We start from the raw sequence: 18361 nt of genomic DNA, 5'->3' as shown, positions 1-18361 counted from the left end.
ATGTTACCGGTGCGCGTGGTACAGGCTGACGTAACGGAACTCCGCCGGCTCGGCCAGATCCGGCCAGGTGCAGGCCTCGATAATGTCCAGGCGTTGGTACAGCGGGTGGTTGAAGTCACGCACTCGTGAGTCAGCTACCAGAGCTTGCTGGCCACGGCTCAGAAAGTGGTCCAGCAGCGGCAGGTTGGCCCGGTCGTAGAGCACATCGGCCACCACGATCAAGTCGAAGCGGTCGGCTTCGGCGAAGAAGTCCTCGGAGTAACTTAGCGTCACGCCATTCAACTCGGCATTGGCGCGGCACGAGGCGAGGGCCAATGGGTCCAGGTCGCAGGCCACTACCTCACTGGCACCGGCTTTGGCGGCGGCAATCGCTGCCACTCCGGAGCCTGCGCCAAAATCCAGCACGCGCTTGCCGGCCACCCACTCAGGGTTGGCAGCAAACCAGCGCGCCAGCACCAAGCCGCTGGCCCAGCAGAAACACCAGTAGGGCGGCTCTTCGAGAATGCGCCGGGTTTCTTCCGGGCTGAAGGCGCGGTCCATATTGTTGGCGTCGATCAGCCATAGCTTGATGTCGGTATCGGGCAGCGTTTCGGCGACCAGTTGCGCATCGCCCAGCAGTTCGCCGAGCGCTGTTTGCAGGGCTAGCGGTGGCGTCATGGCGCGGCGTCGAACCGCAGGTTGCCGACCAGTTGGGTGGTGGGCGAGGTAATGCGTACCGGGCTCAAACGCAGAATCAGCTGCGCCGACTGGGTTACCCGGGCATGCAGTTCCACGCGGGCGTCAGTGGGGAAGGAGTCCGGGTTGAACGGCAGGTGAAAGGGCAGCAAATTGCCTGTGCCCTGCAAGGTGATATTGCCCAGCAACTGTTGCGGGCGGTCGCGCTCGTCGATAACCAGCAGGGCCATTTCTACACTGGCGCCGGCCGGCACATTGACCAGGTTGCCGGTCAGCTCGCGCAAATTGGCGGGCAGCGGGGCTGGGGCGGGTACAGCGGCGGCGACAGGTTTGGTAGCAACCGGGGCGACGGGTGCCGGAGCTTCACTGGCACAGGCGGCGAGCAAACCAACGGCACAAAACAGAACGAATGGGCGAAACATAGGAAATTCCATCGGCAGTGCAGCGAATGTGAGGCGGCGCTTGTATACCGCAAAGTAGCTGGGTTGTCTTGGCAGTCGGATGCGCTACCATGGCCGCTCCTTCATTTTGTTGCCATTTATTTTATGCACTGTCCCTTCTGCGGCGCCAATGACACCAAGGTTATCGATTCGCGATTGGTCGCCGAAGGCGAGCAGGTTCGCCGCCGCCGCGAATGCCTGGCATGCGAAGAACGGTTCACCACCTTTGAAACCGCCGAACTGGTGATGCCACGCCTGATCAAGCAGGACGGCAGCCGCCAGCCCTTCGATGAAGAAAAACTGCGCGCCGGCATGCAGCGGGCGCTGGAAAAGCGCCCCGTGAGCATCGAGCGCCTGGAAGCGGCCATTGCCCATATCAAGCACAAGATGCGCGCCACCGGTGAGCGCGAGATCAAGTCGCGGGTGCTCGGTGAGCTGGTGATGACCGAGCTGCAGAAGCTTGATGAAGTGGCCTACATCCGTTTCGCTTCTGTGTACCGGCGCTTCCAGGACCTTAACGAGTTCCGCGAGGAAATCGACCGCTTGTCCCGCGAGCCGGCGCAAGACTGAGTATGCCGAGCCTCGAACACGCTGCCGCCGACCCGCAATTTATGGCCCGCGCGCTGGAACTGGCGCGCAAAGGCATCTATTCCACACACCCCAACCCTCGCGTCGGTTGCGTGATCGTCGCCGACGGCAAGATTGTCGGCGAAGGCTGGCACGCCCGTGCCGGCGAACCCCACGCTGAAGTGCACGCCCTGCGCCAGGCCGGTGCCAAGGCCCGCGGCGCTACCGCCTATGTCACCCTCGAGCCGTGCAGCCACCATGGCCGCACGCCGCCCTGCGCCGAGGCGCTGGTGGACGCGGGCGTGGCGCGGGTGGTGGCCGCCATGCAAGACCCTAATCCGCAAGTGGCCGGCCGTGGCCTGCTGCGCCTGATGCAGGCGGGTATCACCGTGCAGAGCGGTGTGCTGGAAGCCGAAGCCCGCGCGTTGAACGCCGGCTTTATCAAACGCATGGAAAAAGGCCTGCCGTTTGTGCGGGTGAAGTTGGCCATGAGCTTGGACGGGCGCACCGCCATGGCCAGCGGCGAAAGCCAGTGGATCACCGGGCCCGCTGCCCGCGCCGCGGTGCAGCGTTTGCGCGCCCAGGCCAGCGTGGTGCTGACTGGCGCCGATACCGTGCTGGCCGACGCTGCGCGCCTGACCGTGCGCCCCGACGAACTGGGCCTGAATGCCGAACTCACTGCACTGGCCATGACTCGCCCGCCGCTGCGCGTGCTGGTGGATGGGCGGCTGCGGGTGCCGCTCAGTACGCCGTTCTATCAGGCCGGCGCGGCGCTGGTTGCCACCTGTGCAGCGGCATCGGCGCGCGACCGTTTTCTTGAAGAAGGCCACACCTTGCTGGCCATTCCCGGCAGCAACGGCCACGTCGATTTGCGCAAGCTGTTGACCGAACTGGCCAGCCAGGGCGCCAATGAAGTGCTGGTCGAGGCCGGTCCGCGTCTGGCTGGCGCCTTTGCCCGCCTGGGCCTGGTGGATGAATACCAGCTGTTTGTCGCCGCCAAATTCCTCGGCTCCAGCGCCCGGCCGTTGCTGGATATGCCGCTGGCGCGCATGGCCGAAGCCACGCCGCTGAAAATCACGGAGATGCGCGCAGTTGGCGACGATTGGCGGATTATTGCTGTTCCTGACACGGCCAGATGAATACGCCTACATAGATGCAATCAAACGGCTACTTGTGGTAAAAACGCACCCCAGCCATGCAGATGGCTGAACGTTCTCAGGGCGGGGTGCGATTCCCCACCGGCGGTAATGGCGCGCAATGCGCTTAGCCCGCGAGCGCTTGCAGCGGTCGTAAACGACGGCGGCAAGGTCAGCAGACTCGGTGTGATTCCGAGGCCGACGGTCATAGTCCGGATGAAGAGAGAACGGGATTGCCTGCCAGGGCCCACGCGTGCGTGCGCTCGCTCGACACATCCCCTTCGATCCAACACGCCCTGTTTTTCATTAAACAGGAGTTCGATCCATGCTCTACCGCATCAAGTTAGCGGCACCTTCTGCCAAGGAGGCCGCATGTTCACCGGAATAATCGAAGCCCTCGGCACCATTCGCGCCCTCAGCCCCAAAGGCGGCGATGTTCGCGTGTATGTGGAAACCGGCAAGCTGGACCTGGCCGACGTCAAACTGGGCGACAGCATTGCCGTCAACGGCGTGTGCCTCACGGCCGTGGAATTGCCTGGCGACGGCTTCTGGGCTGATGTCAGCCGCGAAACCCTGGCTTGCAGCGCCTTTATCGATTTGAAAACCGGCAGCAAGGTCAACCTCGAAAAAGCCCTGACCCCCAGCAGCCGCCTCGGTGGCCATCTGGTCAGCGGCCATGTCGATGGCGTTGGCGAAGTGATTGCCCGCGAGGACAACGCCCGCGCCGTGCAATTTCGCATCCGCGCCCCGCGCGAGCTGGCCAAGTACATCGCCCTCAAGGGCTCGATCACCGTCGACGGCACGAGCCTCACGGTCAATGGCGTCAATGGCGCCGAGTTCGAGCTGACCATCGTGCCGCACACCCTGGGTGAAACCATCATGGCCGACTACCGGCCGGGTCGGCAGGTCAACCTTGAAGTCGATCTGCTGGCGCGCTACCTCGAGCGCCTGCTGCTCGGCGACAAGGCCGCCGAGCCGAAAGCGTCGGGTATCACTGAAAGTTTCCTCGCCGAACACGGCTACCGCTAATTACGTAAGGCATGACCCATGGCTCTTAACAGCATCGAAGAATTGGTTGCCGATATCCGTGCCGGCAAAATGGTCATCCTCATGGATGACGAAGACCGCGAGAACGAAGGCGACCTGATCATCGCCTCCGAATGCATCACCGCTGAACACATCAACTTTATGGCCAAGCACGCCCGCGGGCTGATCTGCATGCCCATGAGTCGCGAGCGTTGCGAAACCCTGAAGCTGCCGCTGATGGCACCGCGCAATGGTTCGGGCTTTGGCACCAAGTTCACCGTGTCCATCGAAGCGGCCACCGGCGTGACCACCGGCATCTCCGCCGCCGACCGCGCCCGCACCGTACAGGCCGCTGCCGCCAAGGATGCTGTGGCCGACGATATCGTCAGCCCCGGCCATATCTTCCCGCTGATGGCCCAGCCGGGCGGCGTGTTGGCCCGTGCCGGCCACACCGAAGCGGCCTGCGATCTGGCGCGCCTCGGTGGGTTTGAACCGAGCGGCGTGATCTGCGAAATCATGAACGACGACGGCACCATGAGCCGCCGCGCCGAACTGGAAGTGTTTGCCGAGACCCACGGCATCAAGATCGGCACCATCGCCGACCTGATCCACTACCGTCTGATGCACGAACACACCGTTGAGCGGATTGCCGAGCAGCCGCTGGACACCGAGGTCGGCCACTTCAACCTGGTGACCTACCGTGATTCGGTAGAAGGCGACGTGCACATGGCCCTGACGCTGGGCGCCATTAATCCGGAACAGCCAACGCTGGTACGGGTGCACAACATGGAGCCTTTGCGCGATCTGTTGATGGTCAAGCAGGCGGGCCGCTGGAGCCTGCGCGCTGCCATGACCAAGGTGGCGGAGGCGGGCAGTGGGGTGGTGCTGTTGCTTGGCCATCAACTGACCGGCCCGGACCTGTTGGCGCACCTGCAGCAACGGCCCAGCGGCGATCCGAAAGCGGCGGCCACCAACACTTACAGCACCGTGGGTGCCGGTTCGCAGATTCTGCGCGACCTGGGCGTGCGCAAAATGCGCCTGCTCAGCTCGCCCATGAAGTTCAACGCGATATCCGGCTTCGACCTGGAAGTTGTAGAATATCTGCCCTCTGAATAAGGGCCGAGCCTGCCGTGTTGCTGGCGGCAGGCCAAAATCGAACGTTTTATGCCCAGCTGCGCGCAGAAGTCGCAGCTGGGTCTTTACTCTAATTTGCTCTTTCAAGACGAGAACGCCATGACCCTGAAGACCATCGAAGGTACTTTCATTGCCCCCAAAGGCCGCTATGCATTGGTGGTTGGCCGCTTCAACAGCTTCGTGGTCGAAAGCCTGGTGAGCGGTGCCGTTGACGCCCTGGTGCGTCACGGCGTGAGCGAAAGCGACATCACCATCATCCGTGCTCCTGGCGCATTCGAAATTCCCCTGGTTGCCCAGAAAGTTGCCCAGCGCAGCGAATACGCCGCCATCATCGCCCTCGGCGCCGTGATTCGTGGCGGTACTCCGCATTTCGAATACGTGGCCGGCGAATGCACCAAGGGCCTGGCCCAGGTGTCCATGGAATTCGGCGTACCGGTTTCCTTCGGCGTGCTGACGGTAGATTCCATCGAGCAAGCCATCGAACGTTCCGGCACCAAAGCCGGTAACAAAGGTGCCGAAGCAGCCCTTTCCGCCCTGGAAATGGTCAGCCTGCTGGCGCAGTTGGAGGCCAAGTGATTAACGACGAAGACGACACCTTCAACCCGCCCGCAGAAAAAGGCCCGAACGCGCCCACCGGCAAGATCGCGGCCCGTCGCCAGGCGCGTAGCCTGGCCATGCAGGCGTTGTATCAGTGGCATTTGGCCGGTCAGTCGGTAAATGAAATCGAGGCGCAGTTTCGCGTCGACAACGATTTCAGCAGCGTCGATGGCGCGTACTTCCGTGAGATTCTGCACGGCGTACCCGCCAACAAGACCGAGATCGACGCCGCGTTTGCGCCGTGCCTGGACCGCGCTCAGGAAGAGCTCGACCCGGTAGAGCTGGCCATCCTGCGCCTGTCCACTTTCGAGATGCTCAAACGCGTGGACGTGCCGTACCGCGTAGTGATCAACGAAGGTATCGAGCTGGCCAAAGTGTTCGGCGCTACCGACGGGCACAAGTTCGTCAACGGTGTGTTGGACAAGTTGGCGCCGCGCTTGCGCGCTGCCGAAGTCAACGCCAACAAGCGTTGACCGGAGCCGTGGGTGAGTTTGAACTGATCCGCCGCTACTTCGCCGCTGCGCCTTGCGCGCAGCCGGGCGAGGGTGTGGTGCAGGGTATCGGCGACGATTGTGCCCTGCTGGCTCTGGCCGCTGGCGAACAGCTGGCGGTTTCCACCGACACACTCGTGATCGGTGTGCATTTTCCCCATACCTGTGACGCCTTTCTGCTCGGCCAGCGTGCCTTGGCCGTGGCCACCAGCGACCTGGCTGCCATGGGCGCCGCGCCCATCGGCTTCACGCTGGCGCTGACCTTGCCGCAAGCTGATGCCGACTGGCTGCAAGCGTTTGCCACGGGCCTCAATCAGATGGCGCAGGCGTGCGATATGCGCCTGATTGGCGGCGACACCACCCGTGGCCCGCTGACCCTCACCGTCACGGTGTTCGGCCGGGTGCCAGCCGGCCAGGCGCTGACCCGTGCCGGTGCCCAGGTGGGCGACGTGCTCTGTGTGGGCGGGCCGTTGGGTGATGCGGCCGCGGCCTTGCCGCTGGTGCTGAACCAGTGCACGGCGCCGGCCGCCATTGCCGAGCCGCTACTGGCCCGGTACTGGGCGCCGGAGCCGCAGTTGGCTTTCGGTCAGGCACTGCGGGGCAAAGCCACGGCAGCGCTGGATATCTCCGATGGGCTGCTGGCCGATTGTGGCCATATCGCCCTGGCTTCCAAGGTGGCCCTGCATATCGAGCGCGAGCGCCTGCCGCTGTCGCCGGCAGTGGCGGCCTGGCTGCCCCAGGAAAAAGCCTGGGAGTGCGCGCTGAGCGGTGGTGATGATTACGTGCTGGCCTTTACCGTGGCGCAGGCGCACGTGGCCCAACTGCAACGAGACGGCTGGCCGGTGACGGTCATCGGTCGCGTGGTGGCCGGAAATGGGGTGCACTTATTGGATTCGGCCGGTCATAGCCTTGCGCCTTCTTCGCGCGGCTATCTACATTTTGGGGGCGCGGGTGACTCAACCAAGCAAGAAAACGGTACCTGACGCGCCGCCGTCGGTGTGGCGCAACCCGTGGCATTTTCTGGCCTTCGGCTTTGGCTCCGGCACCTTGCCCAAAGCCCCAGGCACCTGGGGTTCGCTGGTGGCGCTGCCGTTTATTCCGCTGTGGCAGATGCTGCCCGACTGGGGCTACTGGCTGATGCTGGGCATCACCATGCTGTTCGGCTTCTGGCTGTGCGGCAAGGTGGCCGATGATTTGCGTGTGCACGACCACGAAGGCATCGTCTGGGACGAGATGGTCGGCATGTGGATCACCCTATGGCTGGTGCCCGAGGGCTGGGGGTGGTTACTGCTAGGCTTTGTGATGTTCCGGATTTTCGACATTCTCAAACCCTGGCCGATCCGCTGGATCGACCGGCATGTTCACGGCGGCGTCGGCATCATGCTCGACGACCTGCTGGCCGGCGTCTTCGCCTGGCTGGCCATGCAGTTGGTGGTGTGGGGGTGGGCCCAGCACTGGTTTGGCTAGTGGGGCCGTTTAGGGATGCACGGCGGCGCCTGAGGAAAACGGCTTATGCGTGGCATGTGGTTAGCGGTCGTCATCAGTGCCCAATTATTCTGCGCGCAATGGGCATCGGCAGCAGTACCGACGCAAATCCGCCTGGCCAGTGAAGTGTGGGCCGGGCATACCAATGCCGATGGCAGCGGCATTGCCTGGGATGTACTGCGCGCGGTGTTCGAGCCGGCCGGCATCAGCCTGAAGATTCACAGCGTGCCCTACACCCGCTCGGTGGGCCTGGTGCAACGCGGCGGTGCCGATGCGTGGGTGGGCTCGTACCTGAATGAAATCCAGGAAGGCGTGTTCTATCCCCGCTGGAACTACGACGCCGACGACATCACCGCGCTTAGCCTGGTCGATGCCCCGCCCATCAATTTGCAAAACGCCGGCAGCTTTCGCCTGGCCTGGGTACGCGGTTACGCCTACGAAAAATATCTGCCGCATTTGAACCACTACCAAGAAGTTTATCGGCGCGACGGTATCCTCTCGATGCTGGAAATGAAGCATGTCGATTTTTACCTCGATGCCCTGACTGAAGTGCAGGACGTGCTCAAAGAAGCCGACGACCCCACGCAGTTTCGCACCACCGAGTTGACCAAACTGCCGTTGTACCTTGGCTTTGCCGACACCCCCGATGGCCATGCGCTGGCACAGGTGTTCGACACGCGCATGGAGCAACTGGTGAAAGACGGCAGCTTGCGGCCGATATTCGAGCGTTGGCAGCAACCCTATCCCTTTGACTGAAACCCCACGCAATGAGCATGACGCTATGACAAAGCACAGGACGTACGCGCTGGTCGCCGGGCTGTTGAGCCTCTGGGCCATCGGTTCGGTTGGCGCCGCCGAACAGGTGATGGTGGTGGGGCTGTTTCCGGGCGCGGCAGTGATCAATGTCGATGGCGTTCGCAAACTGGTGAAAGTCGGCAATACCGGCCCCGACGGCGTAGTGGTGGTCAGTGCCGACAGCCGCAGCGCGGTATTGCGCGTCAACGGCGTGCAGCGCACCTATACGCTGGAACGTGAATACAGCCAGGGCTTTGCCGTCCCCACCAAGAACCAGGTGAGCATCGCCAAGGGCCTGGGTGGCCACTACTGGATTGCCGGTTCGGCCAACGGCCAGCAAGTGCAGTTTCTGGTGGATACCGGCGCCACCACCATCGCCATGAACGGCTCCCAGGCACAGCAGTTGGGCATCGACTACCGCGCCACCGGCAAACCCACGGTCGTCAGCACCGCCAGCGGAACCGCCGCTGCCTGGCGTGTGACGCTGGATAAAGTGAAGGTCGGCACCATTGAATTGTTGGGTGTGGAGGCTATGGTGCTGGACGGTCCGTCGCCCACCGAAGCCTTACTGGGCATGAGTTTTCTCAGCCGGGTACGCTGGCGAGAAGACCAGGGTGTGCTGATTCTGGAATCAAAAAACTAGCCCTATGACCTATTCGTTCAACCGTCGAACCTTTCTGCTCGCCGCCGCTGCGTTGCCCTTGCTGCCAGCGTGGGCTGCCACTGCCAGCGACCCGCTGCAGCGCCTCACGCAACTGGAAAGCAGTTTTGCCGGGCGCCTCGGGGTGGTTGCCCTGAACACCGGCAACGGCCAGGTGCTGAGTTTCCGTGGCGATGAGCGCTTCCCCCTGTGCAGCACCTTCAAGGCCATGCTGGCGGGCGCCATTTTGCAGCGCAGCACCCTGACGCCAGGCTTGCTGCAAAAGCGCATCACCTACCGAAAAAGCGACCTTGTGAGCCACTCGCCCATCAGCGAGCAGCATGTGCAAGACGGCATGACCGTCGCCGAGCTGTGCGCCGCCACCATTCAATACAGCGACAACGGCGCCGCCAACCTGCTGATGAAGCTGCTCGACGGCCCCGAGGGCGTCACCACCTTTGCCCGCTCCATTGGCGACCACCACTTTCGCCTGGAGCGCTGGGAAACCGAACTGAACACAGCCATCCCCGGTGACCTGCGCGACACCACCACGCCGCTGGCCATGGCCCATAGCCTGCAAAAGCTGGTGCTGGGTGAGGCGCTGCAACCGCCTGCGCGTCAGCAACTGCAAGACTGGCTACGTGGCAACACCACCGGTGGGGCGCGTATTCGTGCCGGCGTACCGGCCAGCTGGCAGGTGGGCGACAAGACCGGCACCGGCGACTACGGCACCACGAACGATGTGGCGGTGCTCTGGCCGGCGGGAAAACCACCTGTGGTGCTGGCGCTGTACCTGACGCAAAACGCCAAGGACGCTGCGCCGCGCAACGAAACCCTGGCCCAGGCCTCGCGCATCGTCGTGGACTGGCTCGGGTGAGCGGTTGACGGTGCCTTATAATTTTTACGTGTATGCATCGACTGCTTTGATCTTTATGGCCAGCAATTCAGGCTGACCGGGCTTTCAAACCTGCTGTTACAATGCCGCCCCCGTGCGATTAATCCGCCTTTTTATCAGGAGCATTCGGTGTCTGTCGTCTTCGTCGCCGCCTCCCAGCTGCCCACTCCCTTTGCCGTTTTCACCATGCATGGCTTTCTCGAAGAAGCCACCGGCCGTGAACATGTGGCACTGACCCTCGGTGATGTCGCCGATGGCGCGCCGGTGCTGGGTCGCCTGCATTCGGAATGCCTCACCGGTGATGCCCTGTTCAGCCTGCGCTGCGACTGCGGTTTTCAACTGGAAGCGGCCCTGGCCGCCATCGCCAAAGAAGGCCGTGGCGTGCTGCTGTACTTGCGCCAGGAAGGCCGCGGCATTGGCCTGATGAACAAGATCCGCGCCTACGAGCTGCAAGATGGTGGCGCCGATACGGTAGAAGCCAACGAGCGCCTGGGTTTTGCCGCTGACCAGCGTGATTACGCCATCTGCCTGCCGATGCTTAATCACCTGGGCATCACCTCGCTGAAGTTGATGACCAACAACCCGCGCAAACTCAAAGCGCTGGCCGACATGGGCATTCCGGTTGCCGAGCGCATGCCGCTGCAGATCGAGCACAACCCGCACAACAAATACTACCTGGCCACCAAGTCCGGCAAGCTGGGGCACTTGCTCGGCAACCAGCACCAGGGCGAGGCTGAGGAAAGTCTGTGACCCGTGCTGACGTGCGCAAGCGCCTGGGCCTTTTGTGGTGGCGGCAACTGGCGCTGACCCTGGCGCCGGTGTTTATCGTCAACCTGCTGTTCGGCGCCGGTAAAACCGTGTCGGTGCTGGCGATGCCGCTGTTTGTCGGGGGCCTGGCCTCGATGTTTGTCAGCCTGCCGCTGTTTTCCGCCTTCAAGCGCGGCCTGATCGCCACCGAACAAGCGCTCGACACCCCGGAAGAACCCGCCGCCTGGCTGGACCTGGCCGCCCGCCGGCGCCAGGCTTTCCTCGGTGCCGGTTTGCCGGCCTGGATTGCCGCCATCGCGGTGTTCGCAGGCTTGGAAGCCATTCCGCTGATTCTGCTCGCCGTGTCCAGTGTCGTACTGCTGGCCCTCTACCGTATTCCTCGCCAGCTCGGCTAATGCGCCTGCTGCTTGCCTGCCTGTTGGGTCTGCTGGCGTGGCCAGCGGCAGCGCAGTTGCGGGTGGTGACGCTGGCACCTTCGCTCTCTGAAATCATGCTGGAGCTCGATGCCGGCGATTTGCTCGTGGGCGTGCTCGACGGCGGCGAGCGGCCTCAGGCCCTGGCGCACCTGCCCTCGGTGGGGCGTTACGGCCAACTGGAAATGGAAGGGCTGCTGGCCCTCAAACCCGACCTGTTACTGCTCTGGCCCGACAGCATCAGCGCGGCGCAACGCCAGCAACTGATCGGTTTTGGCATTCCCCTGTACGAAGCAGAGCCCCATAGCCTGGAACAATTGGCCGAGCAATTTGCCGCCATCGGTGTGCGGGTTGGGCGGGCGGAGCAGGGGCGGATGCGCGCCGCTGAGTTTGGCCAGCGGCTGGCTGCGCTTAAACAACGGTTTCACCGCAGCAAGCCGTTGCCGGTGTTCTACCAGATCTGGAATTCGCCGCTGTACACCGTGGGCGGCGGGCAGATTATCAGTGATGCGCTCGGTGTCTGTGGGGCCAGGAATGTGTTTGCCGACCTGAGCCTGCCGGCGCCGCAGGTCAGCATTGAAGCCGTGTTGCAACGCGACCCCCATGTGATCGTTGGCGGCGATCAACCGCAATTGGACAGCTGGGCCCGTTGGCCGCAGCTCAAGGCCGTGCACCGCCAGCAATTGCTGGTGCTGCCGGATAAAGGCCTGGAGCGGCCGAGCTTGCAGATGCTCGATGCTACCGAGCGGCTGTGTGCCGCGCTCGCGCCGATGCGGTAGCGTTCAGTATGGGTTTCGACTGCGCCTCGCCTAGGCGGCCCCACCTTTCCTGCGGCCTGGCTCAAACCTCCACCGTCGTCCCCGCGAAGGCGGGGACCCAGAATGCAGCAGGGGAATGTGATCGCTGAGCAAGCCTGGATCCCCGCCTGCGCGGGGATGACGGTGGTCTGGATTAAATCGCCGGCGTCCACACAAAGCCGATGGTCGCGCTACGCCCTTGCTCGCGGTAGCCGTAGTTCTCGCCATCATGGCTGTACAGTGCGCGGCTGTAGTCTTTGTCCAGCAGGTTATCGACTTTGAATTCCAACTTCAGCTCGGCACTCGCCTGCCAACTGCTGCGCACGCCCAGCAGGCCGTAGCCGGCCAGTTCCTGGGTGTTGGCGACGTCGTTGTAGCTGCTGCTAACCGCCTGCCAGTTGGCGCCCAAGCCCAGCTTGCCGAAGGTGCGGTCGATATCCAGGTTCAGCGTACGCTTGGCGCGGCGCGGCAAGGCGTGGCCGGTGTCGCGGTCACGGGCGTCCAGCCAGTTGGCGGCGGCCGAGGCCTGCCAACCCAGCACCTCGCGCGCCAGGCTCAGCTCGATGCCCTGCAGGCGCGCCTGGTTGAGGTTCACCGTGCGGAAGGTGTCAGGGTTGTACTGGGTCGTGCTGATCAGGTCGCGCACTTTGTTGCGGTAAGCGGCCAGGCTCCAGCGGGTGCCCAGCTGCTCGCCGCGCAGTTGCAGTTCGTAGTTCTTCGAATGCTCCGGCGACAGGTCCGGGTTGCCGATGTAGCCCTGGCCGTCATTCGGCCAATACAGCTCGTTAAAGGCTGGCGCGCGGAAGCCTTCGCTGTAGGAGGCAATTAACGATGTCGAATCGCCCAGCGGCACGGTAATGGCGCCGTTCCAAGTGTTCTCGCTGCCGAACTGCTCGTTCTTGTCGTGGCGCAGCCCAAGCTCGGTGGAGAACCAGTCGCCCTGGAACCGATGCTGCACAAAGGCGGCCTGGTTCCAACGGGTCTGCTGGTCGTAGTTGGTGGTGCTGTGCAGCTCGTCTTCGTACCAGTCGGCGCCCAGCAACAGGCTGTGTTGCTCGGTCAGTTGCAGGGTGTTGAGCCAGTTGGCCGAGTCGCGGTAGGTGTTAAACACGCTGACCTCGTCGCTGAGCTTGTCCTCGGTTTTCTGCCGGCTCTCGCTGTGGCCCAGTTCCAGGCGGCTGTTCCATATGTCGGTGAGTTGCGCATCGATAAAGCTGCTGGCGCTGCTGAGGCTGAAGTCGGTGTACGGCTGCTGAGGGAAGACGTTGTAGTTCTCGTCGTAGCGACCGAACGGGTTGTCGTACTCGCTGCGCCCACGCTGGTCCAGCACGCTGACGCCGGCTTCCACCTGCTCGCTGAATCGATGGCTGAGGTTGAAGCTCAGCGCCTTGTTGCGATAGGCGTCGTGGTCGCTGTCCGAGGCGTAGGAGGGCCCGGTGCGGTCGATACCGGCGGTTTCATCCAGGCTGCCGTTGAGGCTGAACCGGGTGTTTTCATCGCCGCCGCTGAGGCCCATGCTGCGCTCAAACGTCTGGTTGCTGCCGGCGCTGATAGCCAGGCGCGGGTGCAGGCCGCTGCTGCCACGGCGGGTGAAAATCTGCACCACGCCGCCGATGGCATCGCTGCCGTACAGCGCCGAGCGCGAGCCGCGAATCACTTCAATGCGCTCGATCTGCTCGACGCTCAGGTACTGCAAGCTGGCGCCGCCGTCGGAGGCTGAACCGATGCGTTGGCCGTCCACCAGAATCAGGCTCTGGGTGTTGCTACTGCCGCGAATGAAGAGCGAAGTGTTGCTGCCGCGTCCGCCGTTCTGCACCAGTTGCACGCCGGGCACGCGGGTTAGCAGGTCGGTGATGGAGCTGGGTTGCAGGCGCTCGATATCGGCGCGGGTAAAAACGGTAGCGGCGGCGGTGGCCTGGTCGAGCGGTTCGGCAATACGGCCGGAGGTGATCACCATCTCTGGTAGTTTCAGCGAGTCGTCATTGCTTTGCGCCTGGGCCAGCAGCGGCAACAACAATGCCGGCAGGGCGATGTGGATGTACTTCATCGGGAGAATCCTCAAAAGAAAAATTTTGAGGAGGGCATAGGCAAGCACGGCGCATGGAGCGCACGCCTGTGCTTGATGGTGCTGCCCTCCGCAACACCAGTCGATTCCGCACAGGCCGGTCTCCGGGCTTTCGACCTTTTCAGGGCGCGTGAGAACGTAGCGAGCGAAGGTTTAGCAGGGCTAAACCGAGCGCAGTAGTTTTCACGCCACCTGCTCTTGCCGCGATCACCTTCCCAGGTAAACCCAGTGGTGTGTCGATCGGGCATGCAGCCAGGCTGCGGTCGATTACCGTTGCGGGGGCAGCGCCGGCATGGCTCTTGGAGCGCACCGGCTTCCCGTTTAACGCCAGGCTCTTTTGAGCCGGGCGCACCTGTTTGGATAAACGCCGCGCACCCTAACGGGGGCGGGGAGGTGGGTCAAGGGTTGTGGGGGCGTGCGGGTAGGGCGAATACGCCTAAGGCGTATCCGCCGTTTCGCTGGTATCGAGCAACGGCGTATGCCCGCGAGCGGGAATCCGCCCTACGCCGTCGTTTCGGCCTGGCCGAGCCGGCTGGCGGCTTTGTGCAGGTCCAACACCAACCGTTCAAGCGCTCGCGCCGCCATCTGGGTCTGGTCCGCGGCCTGGGCGCTTTGGCCGGCGCCCTGGCTGATGGTTTGCGCTTGCCGGTTGGCAGCCTGCGCCTGGTCGCGCTGGGATTGCATGGCGCGGCTGATCTGGCCGAGCTGCGCCTGCATGCCCGCCACTTCACTATGAATGCGCTGCAAGGCCTGATTGGCCATGCTTGCCTGTTGCACGCTGGTGCCGGCGCTGGCCTGGCATTGCTGCATGGAGCCGACGGCCTGCACCGCTTGCTGGCGCATGCTGTCCAGGCTCTGGGCGATGGCCTGGGTGGCTTCGCTGGTGCGCTGTGCCAGGTTGCGCACCTCCTCGGCAACCACGGCAAAGCCGCGCCCGGATTCGCCCGCACGCGCCGCTTCAATGGCCGCATTGAGGGCCAGCAGGTTGGTCTGGTCGGCGATGCCGCGAATGGTGTCGCTGATGGTTTGCACGGCCAGGGTGTGCTGGTTCAGGCCTTCGATGGTGGCCGTGGCGTCGGTGACCAACTGGGCCAGACGATTTATTTCGGCGGTGGTCTGCTGCACCACTCGCGCGCCTTCGTCGGCCAGTTGCAGTGCCTGCTGCGAGGCCTGTTCACTGCCCAGAATATGCTCGGTCATGGCGCTGATGCTGTGGCTGACGCCTTCGGTGGCTTCGGCGGTAGCCTGGGCGGCGCTGTTCTGTTGGTTGGCGCATTGGCTGACGGTGCCGGAGGTGTGGTTCAGCGCCGCGCTAGTGTGATTGAGGGCGCTGCCGGCAGAGACGATGCTCTGCATGGTGTCGTCCATCTTGTCGACGAAGCTGTTGACCCAGCCGGCCAGCGAACCGGTTTCATCGGCCTGCAAGCGCTCGGCGCTGAAGCGGTTGCTTAATGGCGCACCGCATTCGGCGGTGTCGAGGAAGAAGTCGCACAGCGCCTGCAACTTCTGGCTGCGCGGGCGCAGGCTGAAGTACCAGAAGCTCAGCAGCACCAACGGGGAACTAGCGGCCATGGCCCAGGCCAGTTGCTCGCCCGTCCAGTCCAGCCCCTGGTGCGCGCCAGCCAGCAGCGCGGCGGCGCCGGCCACATTCACCAGCAAGGCTTTGAGCAGGGTGTAGCTGAGGCTGCGCTGGCGGTACACCTCTTCCAGGTCGCCTTCGCACATCATGCCCCAGGTGTCGGGGGAGCCCGGCAGGTTGAGGGTCAGGCCGGCGCCCACCACCGGCACGCGGCGGTAATCCGGGTAGCCGGGGTAGAGCACAAACAGGTTGCTGCCGCAGCGCATGGTTTCCCGCACGCCGGGGTGCAGTTCTTTGGTGGCCGGGTCGGTAAAGCGCAGTTCGAATTCGGTGTGCTGGCGCACGCGTACGGTACCGAAGGGCGTGTGCACGCCGTCCTTGAGGTTTTCGCCGGCGGTGAAGGTGCTGTCTTCAAAGCGCGAACGCGACAGCGCCGTGCCGGGGGCAATGGCGGGGTCGTACACCGACTTGATCATAAAGAGGTAGTTGTCGCCCGAGTCGCGGTACACGTGGCCGGCTTCACGCTGGATCAGGTCGCTCATCACGTCATTGGGGATGCGTGCGCACAGGCAGCCTACGGTTTTCCCGGCGACCACCAGCGGCTGATGGAACATGAGCGTGACGGCGTCGTGGAAGCGCGAGGTGGTGGCGCCCAGCTCGCGGGTCACGTCGTCGCGGTACGGGCCCAGCAGAAACGGCTTCAGCAGGCCGCTGGCCAGTGCCTTGTCATCGTGGCGCTGGCCGATTCGCGCGCCGTGGGTGGAAGCCAGAACCTTGCCGCTTACGTCCACCACGAACAGTTCCGACACCTCGTGCATGGGCTCGGCGATGCTCTGGAGTTGCGCGGGGTCCAGGCGTGGCCATTGGTCACTGAGGGTGCTGGCGACCTGATGCAGTTGTTGCCAGTGCTGGTGCGTCCAGCCCAGCAGCAGCTGCGCACGGGTGTGGGCCATGCCGGTAAAGGTTTTTTCCAGGCGGGCCGCTTGGCTGCGGTTGATAAGGCTGGCCCAGCGCAGGGCCCATTTATTGTGCGTGCCGAACCACGGCAACCAGCGCTTTTCCTGGCCGTTCAAGGCCATTTGATGACTTTTAAGCTGCATATCCGTGCTCGCAAAGGGCTGTGCGTGGCCTAGCGTGAGGGGCGGATATTGCAAAAAGGAGACCGTTTCTCCTCGGTACTGGCACGTTAATGGCGCGATGACGCAATTTGCCAGGTTGATGTCGCTTTTCTAATTGGAACGGGCGTTCTGCGCGCAGCCGTTTCGCGGGGGGCTGTTTTTTCGCGGTTGTCGATGCTCCGTTGTGGTGCGCTACTGAACGAAAAGCGATGTAGGGATTTTCCTTGGCGTTGCGTCAAGTCAAGAACCGCTTTGTCGCAGGTACCTAGACTGGCCGCCCATGCTCCTCTCGGACCGCCGCCATGCTTGAAGCCATTCACTGGGATGCCGACCTCATTCGCCGCTACGACCACCCCGGTCCGCGCTACACCTCTTACCCCACCGCCTTGCAGTTCAGCGACAAGGTCGCCGGCAATGCCTTGGTGCACGCTCTGGCCGAAAGTCGCAAAGCGCTGCGGCCGCTGTCGGTATACGTGCACGTGCCGTTCTGCGCCAACATTTGCTACTACTGCGGCTGCAACAAAGTCATCACCAAAGACCGCGGCCGCGCCGTGCCCTACCTGCAGCGCCTGCATGAAGAAATCAGCCGCATCGCCAGCCAGCTCGATCGTCGCCAGGTGGTGGAGCAGCTGCATTTCGGCGGCGGTACGCCCACCTTTCTGGGCCACACCGAACTGCGCGAGCTGATGCGTCAGCTGCGGGAAAACTTCACCCTGCTTGACGGCGACAGCGGCGACTACGGTATCGAGATCGACCCCCGCGAAGCCGACTGGTCGACCATGGGCCTGCTCCGTGAGCTGGGCTTCAACCGCGTCAGCCTGGGCGTGCAGGACCTCGATCCGCAGGTGCAGCAAGCGGTTAACCGCCTGCAAAGTTTCGAGCAGACCCGCGCCATCGTCGAGGCGGCCTGGACCTTGCAATTTCGCTCGGTAAACATCGACCTGATCTACGGCCTGCCCAAGCAAACTCCCGACCGGTTTGCCCAAACCGTGGAAAAAGTCATCGAGCTGCAGCCTGATCGTCTGTCGTTGTTCAACTACGCGCACCTGCCGGAACGTTTTATGCCGCAGCGGCGCATCAGTGCCGAGGACCTGCCAAGCCCGGTGGCCAAGCTGGAAATGCTCCAGCGCAGCATCGAACAACTGACCGACGCCGGTTACGTGTACATCGGCATGGACCACTTTGCCCTGCCCGACGACGAGTTGGCTGTGGCGCAGGAAGACGGCATGCTGCGGCGCAACTTCCAGGGGTACACCACCCACGGCCACTGCGATCTGGTGGGCCTTGGGGTATCGGCCATCAGCCAGCTGGGCGACTTGTACTGCCAGAACAGCAGCGACTTGTCGCGTTATATCGCCGCCATCGACGAAGGGCATTCGGCAGTGGAGCGCGGGCTGCTGTGCAACGAAGATGACCGCATTCGCCGCGCCGTGATCCAGCACCTTATCTGTGCCTTTAGGCTGGATTTCAGCCTGATCGAGAGCACCTTCAACATCGAGTTTCGCGGCTACTTCTCCGAAGTTTGGCCGCAGTTGCAGCAGTTCGCCCGCGACGGTTTGATCAGCCTGAATGACAAAGGCATTGAGGTATTGCCCGCCGGGCGGCTGCTGGTGCGTTCGGTATGCATGCTGTTTGACCACTACCTCAGCGAGCAGAACAGCCAGCGTTTTTCCCGGGTGATCTAAACCGTAGAAACAAAAAGGCCGGTCAAGTGACCGGCCTTTTTGTTCGAGCAGAACG

At 63.3% G+C, this 18361-nt stretch carries 19 protein-coding genes and 2 riboswitches; of the genes, 15 read left to right on the top strand and 4 right to left on the bottom strand.

Going from position 1 to position 18361, the window contains the following annotated elements; translation table 11 throughout:
* Positions 1-3: 3 nt before the first annotated feature.
* Positions 4-657 (bottom strand): class I SAM-dependent methyltransferase, encoded by a 654-nt coding sequence (locus PKE98_RS17725; RefSeq protein WP_271196650.1) that lies wholly within the window; start codon positions 655-657, stop codon positions 4-6.
* The gene (locus tag PKE98_RS17720; RefSeq protein ID WP_271196649.1) at positions 654-1097 is read right to left on the bottom strand and encodes a YbaY family lipoprotein; all 444 of its coding nucleotides are present in this window, start codon (positions 1095-1097) and stop codon (positions 654-656) included. The genes PKE98_RS17725 and PKE98_RS17720 overlap by 4 nt, the downstream gene beginning before the upstream one ends.
* A gap of 123 nt (positions 1098-1220) precedes the next feature.
* On the opposite strand from PKE98_RS17720, the gene nrdR reads away from it, so the two are divergent.
* From nrdR to PKE98_RS17650, 14 genes are all read left to right on the top strand, one after another.
* A complete protein-coding gene (gene nrdR / locus PKE98_RS17715; protein WP_162998791.1) occupies positions 1221-1685 on the top strand; it encodes a transcriptional regulator NrdR in 465 nt (154 codons plus the stop codon).
* 2 nt (positions 1686-1687) lie between these two features.
* A complete protein-coding gene (gene ribD / locus PKE98_RS17710) occupies positions 1688-2821 on the top strand; it encodes a bifunctional diaminohydroxyphosphoribosylaminopyrimidine deaminase/5-amino-6-(5-phosphoribosylamino)uracil reductase RibD (protein WP_271196648.1) in 1134 nt (377 codons plus the stop codon).
* 68 nt (positions 2822-2889) lie between these two features.
* Positions 2890-3051: riboswitch (FMN riboswitch) on the top strand.
* A gap of 139 nt (positions 3052-3190) precedes the next feature.
* Positions 3191-3847, top strand: coding sequence for a riboflavin synthase (locus PKE98_RS17705; RefSeq protein ID WP_271196647.1), 657 nt, complete (start codon positions 3191-3193; stop codon positions 3845-3847).
* Between the two features lie 18 nt (positions 3848-3865).
* Positions 3866-4960 (top strand): bifunctional 3,4-dihydroxy-2-butanone-4-phosphate synthase/GTP cyclohydrolase II, encoded by a 1095-nt coding sequence (gene ribBA, locus PKE98_RS17700; protein WP_271196646.1) that lies wholly within the window; start codon positions 3866-3868, stop codon positions 4958-4960.
* A gap of 117 nt (positions 4961-5077) precedes the next feature.
* The gene (gene ribH, locus PKE98_RS17695) at positions 5078-5554 is read left to right on the top strand and encodes a 6,7-dimethyl-8-ribityllumazine synthase (protein WP_108096324.1); all 477 of its coding nucleotides are present in this window, start codon (positions 5078-5080) and stop codon (positions 5552-5554) included.
* On the top strand, positions 5551-6048 hold the full coding sequence (nusB, locus tag PKE98_RS17690) for a transcription antitermination factor NusB (RefSeq protein WP_108096323.1): 498 nt from the start codon (positions 5551-5553) through the stop codon (positions 6046-6048). The genes ribH and nusB overlap by 4 nt, the downstream gene beginning before the upstream one ends.
* Before the next feature lie 8 nt (positions 6049-6056).
* Positions 6057-7049 carry a thiamine-phosphate kinase gene (gene thiL, locus PKE98_RS17685; RefSeq protein WP_271196645.1) on the top strand — a complete coding sequence of 331 codons (993 nt, stop codon included), beginning with the start codon at positions 6057-6059 and terminating at the stop codon, positions 7047-7049.
* Positions 7018-7533 (top strand): phosphatidylglycerophosphatase A family protein, encoded by a 516-nt coding sequence (locus PKE98_RS17680; RefSeq protein WP_271196644.1) that lies wholly within the window; start codon positions 7018-7020, stop codon positions 7531-7533. Before thiL ends, PKE98_RS17680 begins: the two co-directional genes overlap by 32 nt.
* 45 nt (positions 7534-7578) lie before the next feature.
* Positions 7579-8307, top strand: a complete 729-nt coding sequence (locus tag PKE98_RS17675; protein WP_271196643.1) for a substrate-binding periplasmic protein — start codon at positions 7579-7581, stop codon at positions 8305-8307.
* Positions 8308-8332: 25 nt separating this feature from the next.
* Positions 8333-8989 (top strand): retropepsin-like aspartic protease family protein, encoded by a 657-nt coding sequence (locus PKE98_RS17670; RefSeq protein ID WP_271196642.1) that lies wholly within the window; start codon positions 8333-8335, stop codon positions 8987-8989.
* Positions 8990-8993: 4 nt separating this feature from the next.
* The gene (gene bla / locus PKE98_RS17665; RefSeq protein ID WP_271196641.1) at positions 8994-9863 is read left to right on the top strand and encodes a class A beta-lactamase; all 870 of its coding nucleotides are present in this window, start codon (positions 8994-8996) and stop codon (positions 9861-9863) included.
* 147 nt (positions 9864-10010) lie between these two features.
* Positions 10011-10631, top strand: coding sequence for a GTP cyclohydrolase II (gene ribA, locus PKE98_RS17660; protein ID WP_271196640.1), 621 nt, complete (start codon positions 10011-10013; stop codon positions 10629-10631).
* A complete protein-coding gene (locus tag PKE98_RS17655; protein ID WP_271196639.1) occupies positions 10628-11044 on the top strand; it encodes an MFS transporter in 417 nt (138 codons plus the stop codon). Before ribA ends, PKE98_RS17655 begins: the two co-directional genes overlap by 4 nt.
* Positions 11044-11841 (top strand): helical backbone metal receptor, encoded by a 798-nt coding sequence (locus tag PKE98_RS17650; protein ID WP_271196638.1) that lies wholly within the window; start codon positions 11044-11046, stop codon positions 11839-11841. Before PKE98_RS17655 ends, PKE98_RS17650 begins: the two co-directional genes overlap by 1 nt.
* Before the next feature lie 172 nt (positions 11842-12013).
* Here the strand turns inward: PKE98_RS17650 and PKE98_RS17645 are convergent, their stop codons facing one another.
* Positions 12014-13906 (bottom strand): TonB-dependent receptor domain-containing protein, encoded by a 1893-nt coding sequence (locus PKE98_RS17645; protein WP_271196637.1) that lies wholly within the window; start codon positions 13904-13906, stop codon positions 12014-12016.
* Between the two features lie 96 nt (positions 13907-14002).
* Positions 14003-14295: riboswitch (cobalamin riboswitch) on the bottom strand.
* Positions 14296-14425: 130 nt separating this feature from the next.
* Positions 14426-15124: a methyl-accepting chemotaxis protein gene (locus tag PKE98_RS27190; RefSeq protein ID WP_373877882.1), complete on the bottom strand. Its 699-nt coding sequence runs from the start codon at positions 15122-15124 to the stop codon at positions 14426-14428.
* A 1799-nt stretch (positions 15125-16923) separates the two neighbouring features.
* Between PKE98_RS27190 and hemN the strand changes: the two genes are divergently transcribed.
* Positions 16924-18306 (top strand): oxygen-independent coproporphyrinogen III oxidase, encoded by a 1383-nt coding sequence (gene hemN / locus PKE98_RS17635; RefSeq protein ID WP_271196635.1) that lies wholly within the window; start codon positions 16924-16926, stop codon positions 18304-18306.
* Positions 18307-18361 lie beyond the last annotated feature (55 nt).

Source organism: Pseudomonas turukhanskensis (assembly GCF_027922365.1).
In the GTDB taxonomy this organism is placed as follows: domain Bacteria; phylum Pseudomonadota; class Gammaproteobacteria; order Pseudomonadales; family Pseudomonadaceae; genus Aquipseudomonas; species Aquipseudomonas turukhanskensis.
This window is presented reverse-complemented; position numbering and strand designations above follow the sequence as displayed.

Coding starts and splice junctions, on each gene's coding strand:
- PKE98_RS17725 (WP_271196650.1), bottom strand. CDS start 657: ATGACGCCACCGCTAGCCCTGCAAACAGCGCTCGGCGAACTGCTGGGC.
- PKE98_RS17720 (WP_271196649.1), bottom strand. CDS start 1,097: ATGTTTCGCCCATTCGTTCTGTTTTGTGCCGTTGGTTTGCTCGCCGCC.
- nrdR (WP_162998791.1), top strand. CDS start 1,221: ATGCACTGTCCCTTCTGCGGCGCCAATGACACCAAGGTTATCGATTCG.
- ribD (WP_271196648.1), top strand. CDS start 1,688: ATGCCGAGCCTCGAACACGCTGCCGCCGACCCGCAATTTATGGCCCGC.
- PKE98_RS17705 (WP_271196647.1), top strand. CDS start 3,191: ATGTTCACCGGAATAATCGAAGCCCTCGGCACCATTCGCGCCCTCAGC.
- ribBA (WP_271196646.1), top strand. CDS start 3,866: ATGGCTCTTAACAGCATCGAAGAATTGGTTGCCGATATCCGTGCCGGC.
- ribH (WP_108096324.1), top strand. CDS start 5,078: ATGACCCTGAAGACCATCGAAGGTACTTTCATTGCCCCCAAAGGCCGC.
- PKE98_RS17675 (WP_271196643.1), top strand. CDS start 7,579: ATGCGTGGCATGTGGTTAGCGGTCGTCATCAGTGCCCAATTATTCTGC.
- PKE98_RS17670 (WP_271196642.1), top strand. CDS start 8,333: ATGACAAAGCACAGGACGTACGCGCTGGTCGCCGGGCTGTTGAGCCTC.
- bla (WP_271196641.1), top strand. CDS start 8,994: ATGACCTATTCGTTCAACCGTCGAACCTTTCTGCTCGCCGCCGCTGCG.
- PKE98_RS17650 (WP_271196638.1), top strand. CDS start 11,044: ATGCGCCTGCTGCTTGCCTGCCTGTTGGGTCTGCTGGCGTGGCCAGCG.
- PKE98_RS17645 (WP_271196637.1), bottom strand. CDS start 13,906: ATGAAGTACATCCACATCGCCCTGCCGGCATTGTTGTTGCCGCTGCTG.
- PKE98_RS27190 (WP_373877882.1), bottom strand. CDS start 15,124: ATGACCGAGCATATTCTGGGCAGTGAACAGGCCTCGCAGCAGGCACTG.
- hemN (WP_271196635.1), top strand. CDS start 16,924: ATGCTTGAAGCCATTCACTGGGATGCCGACCTCATTCGCCGCTACGAC.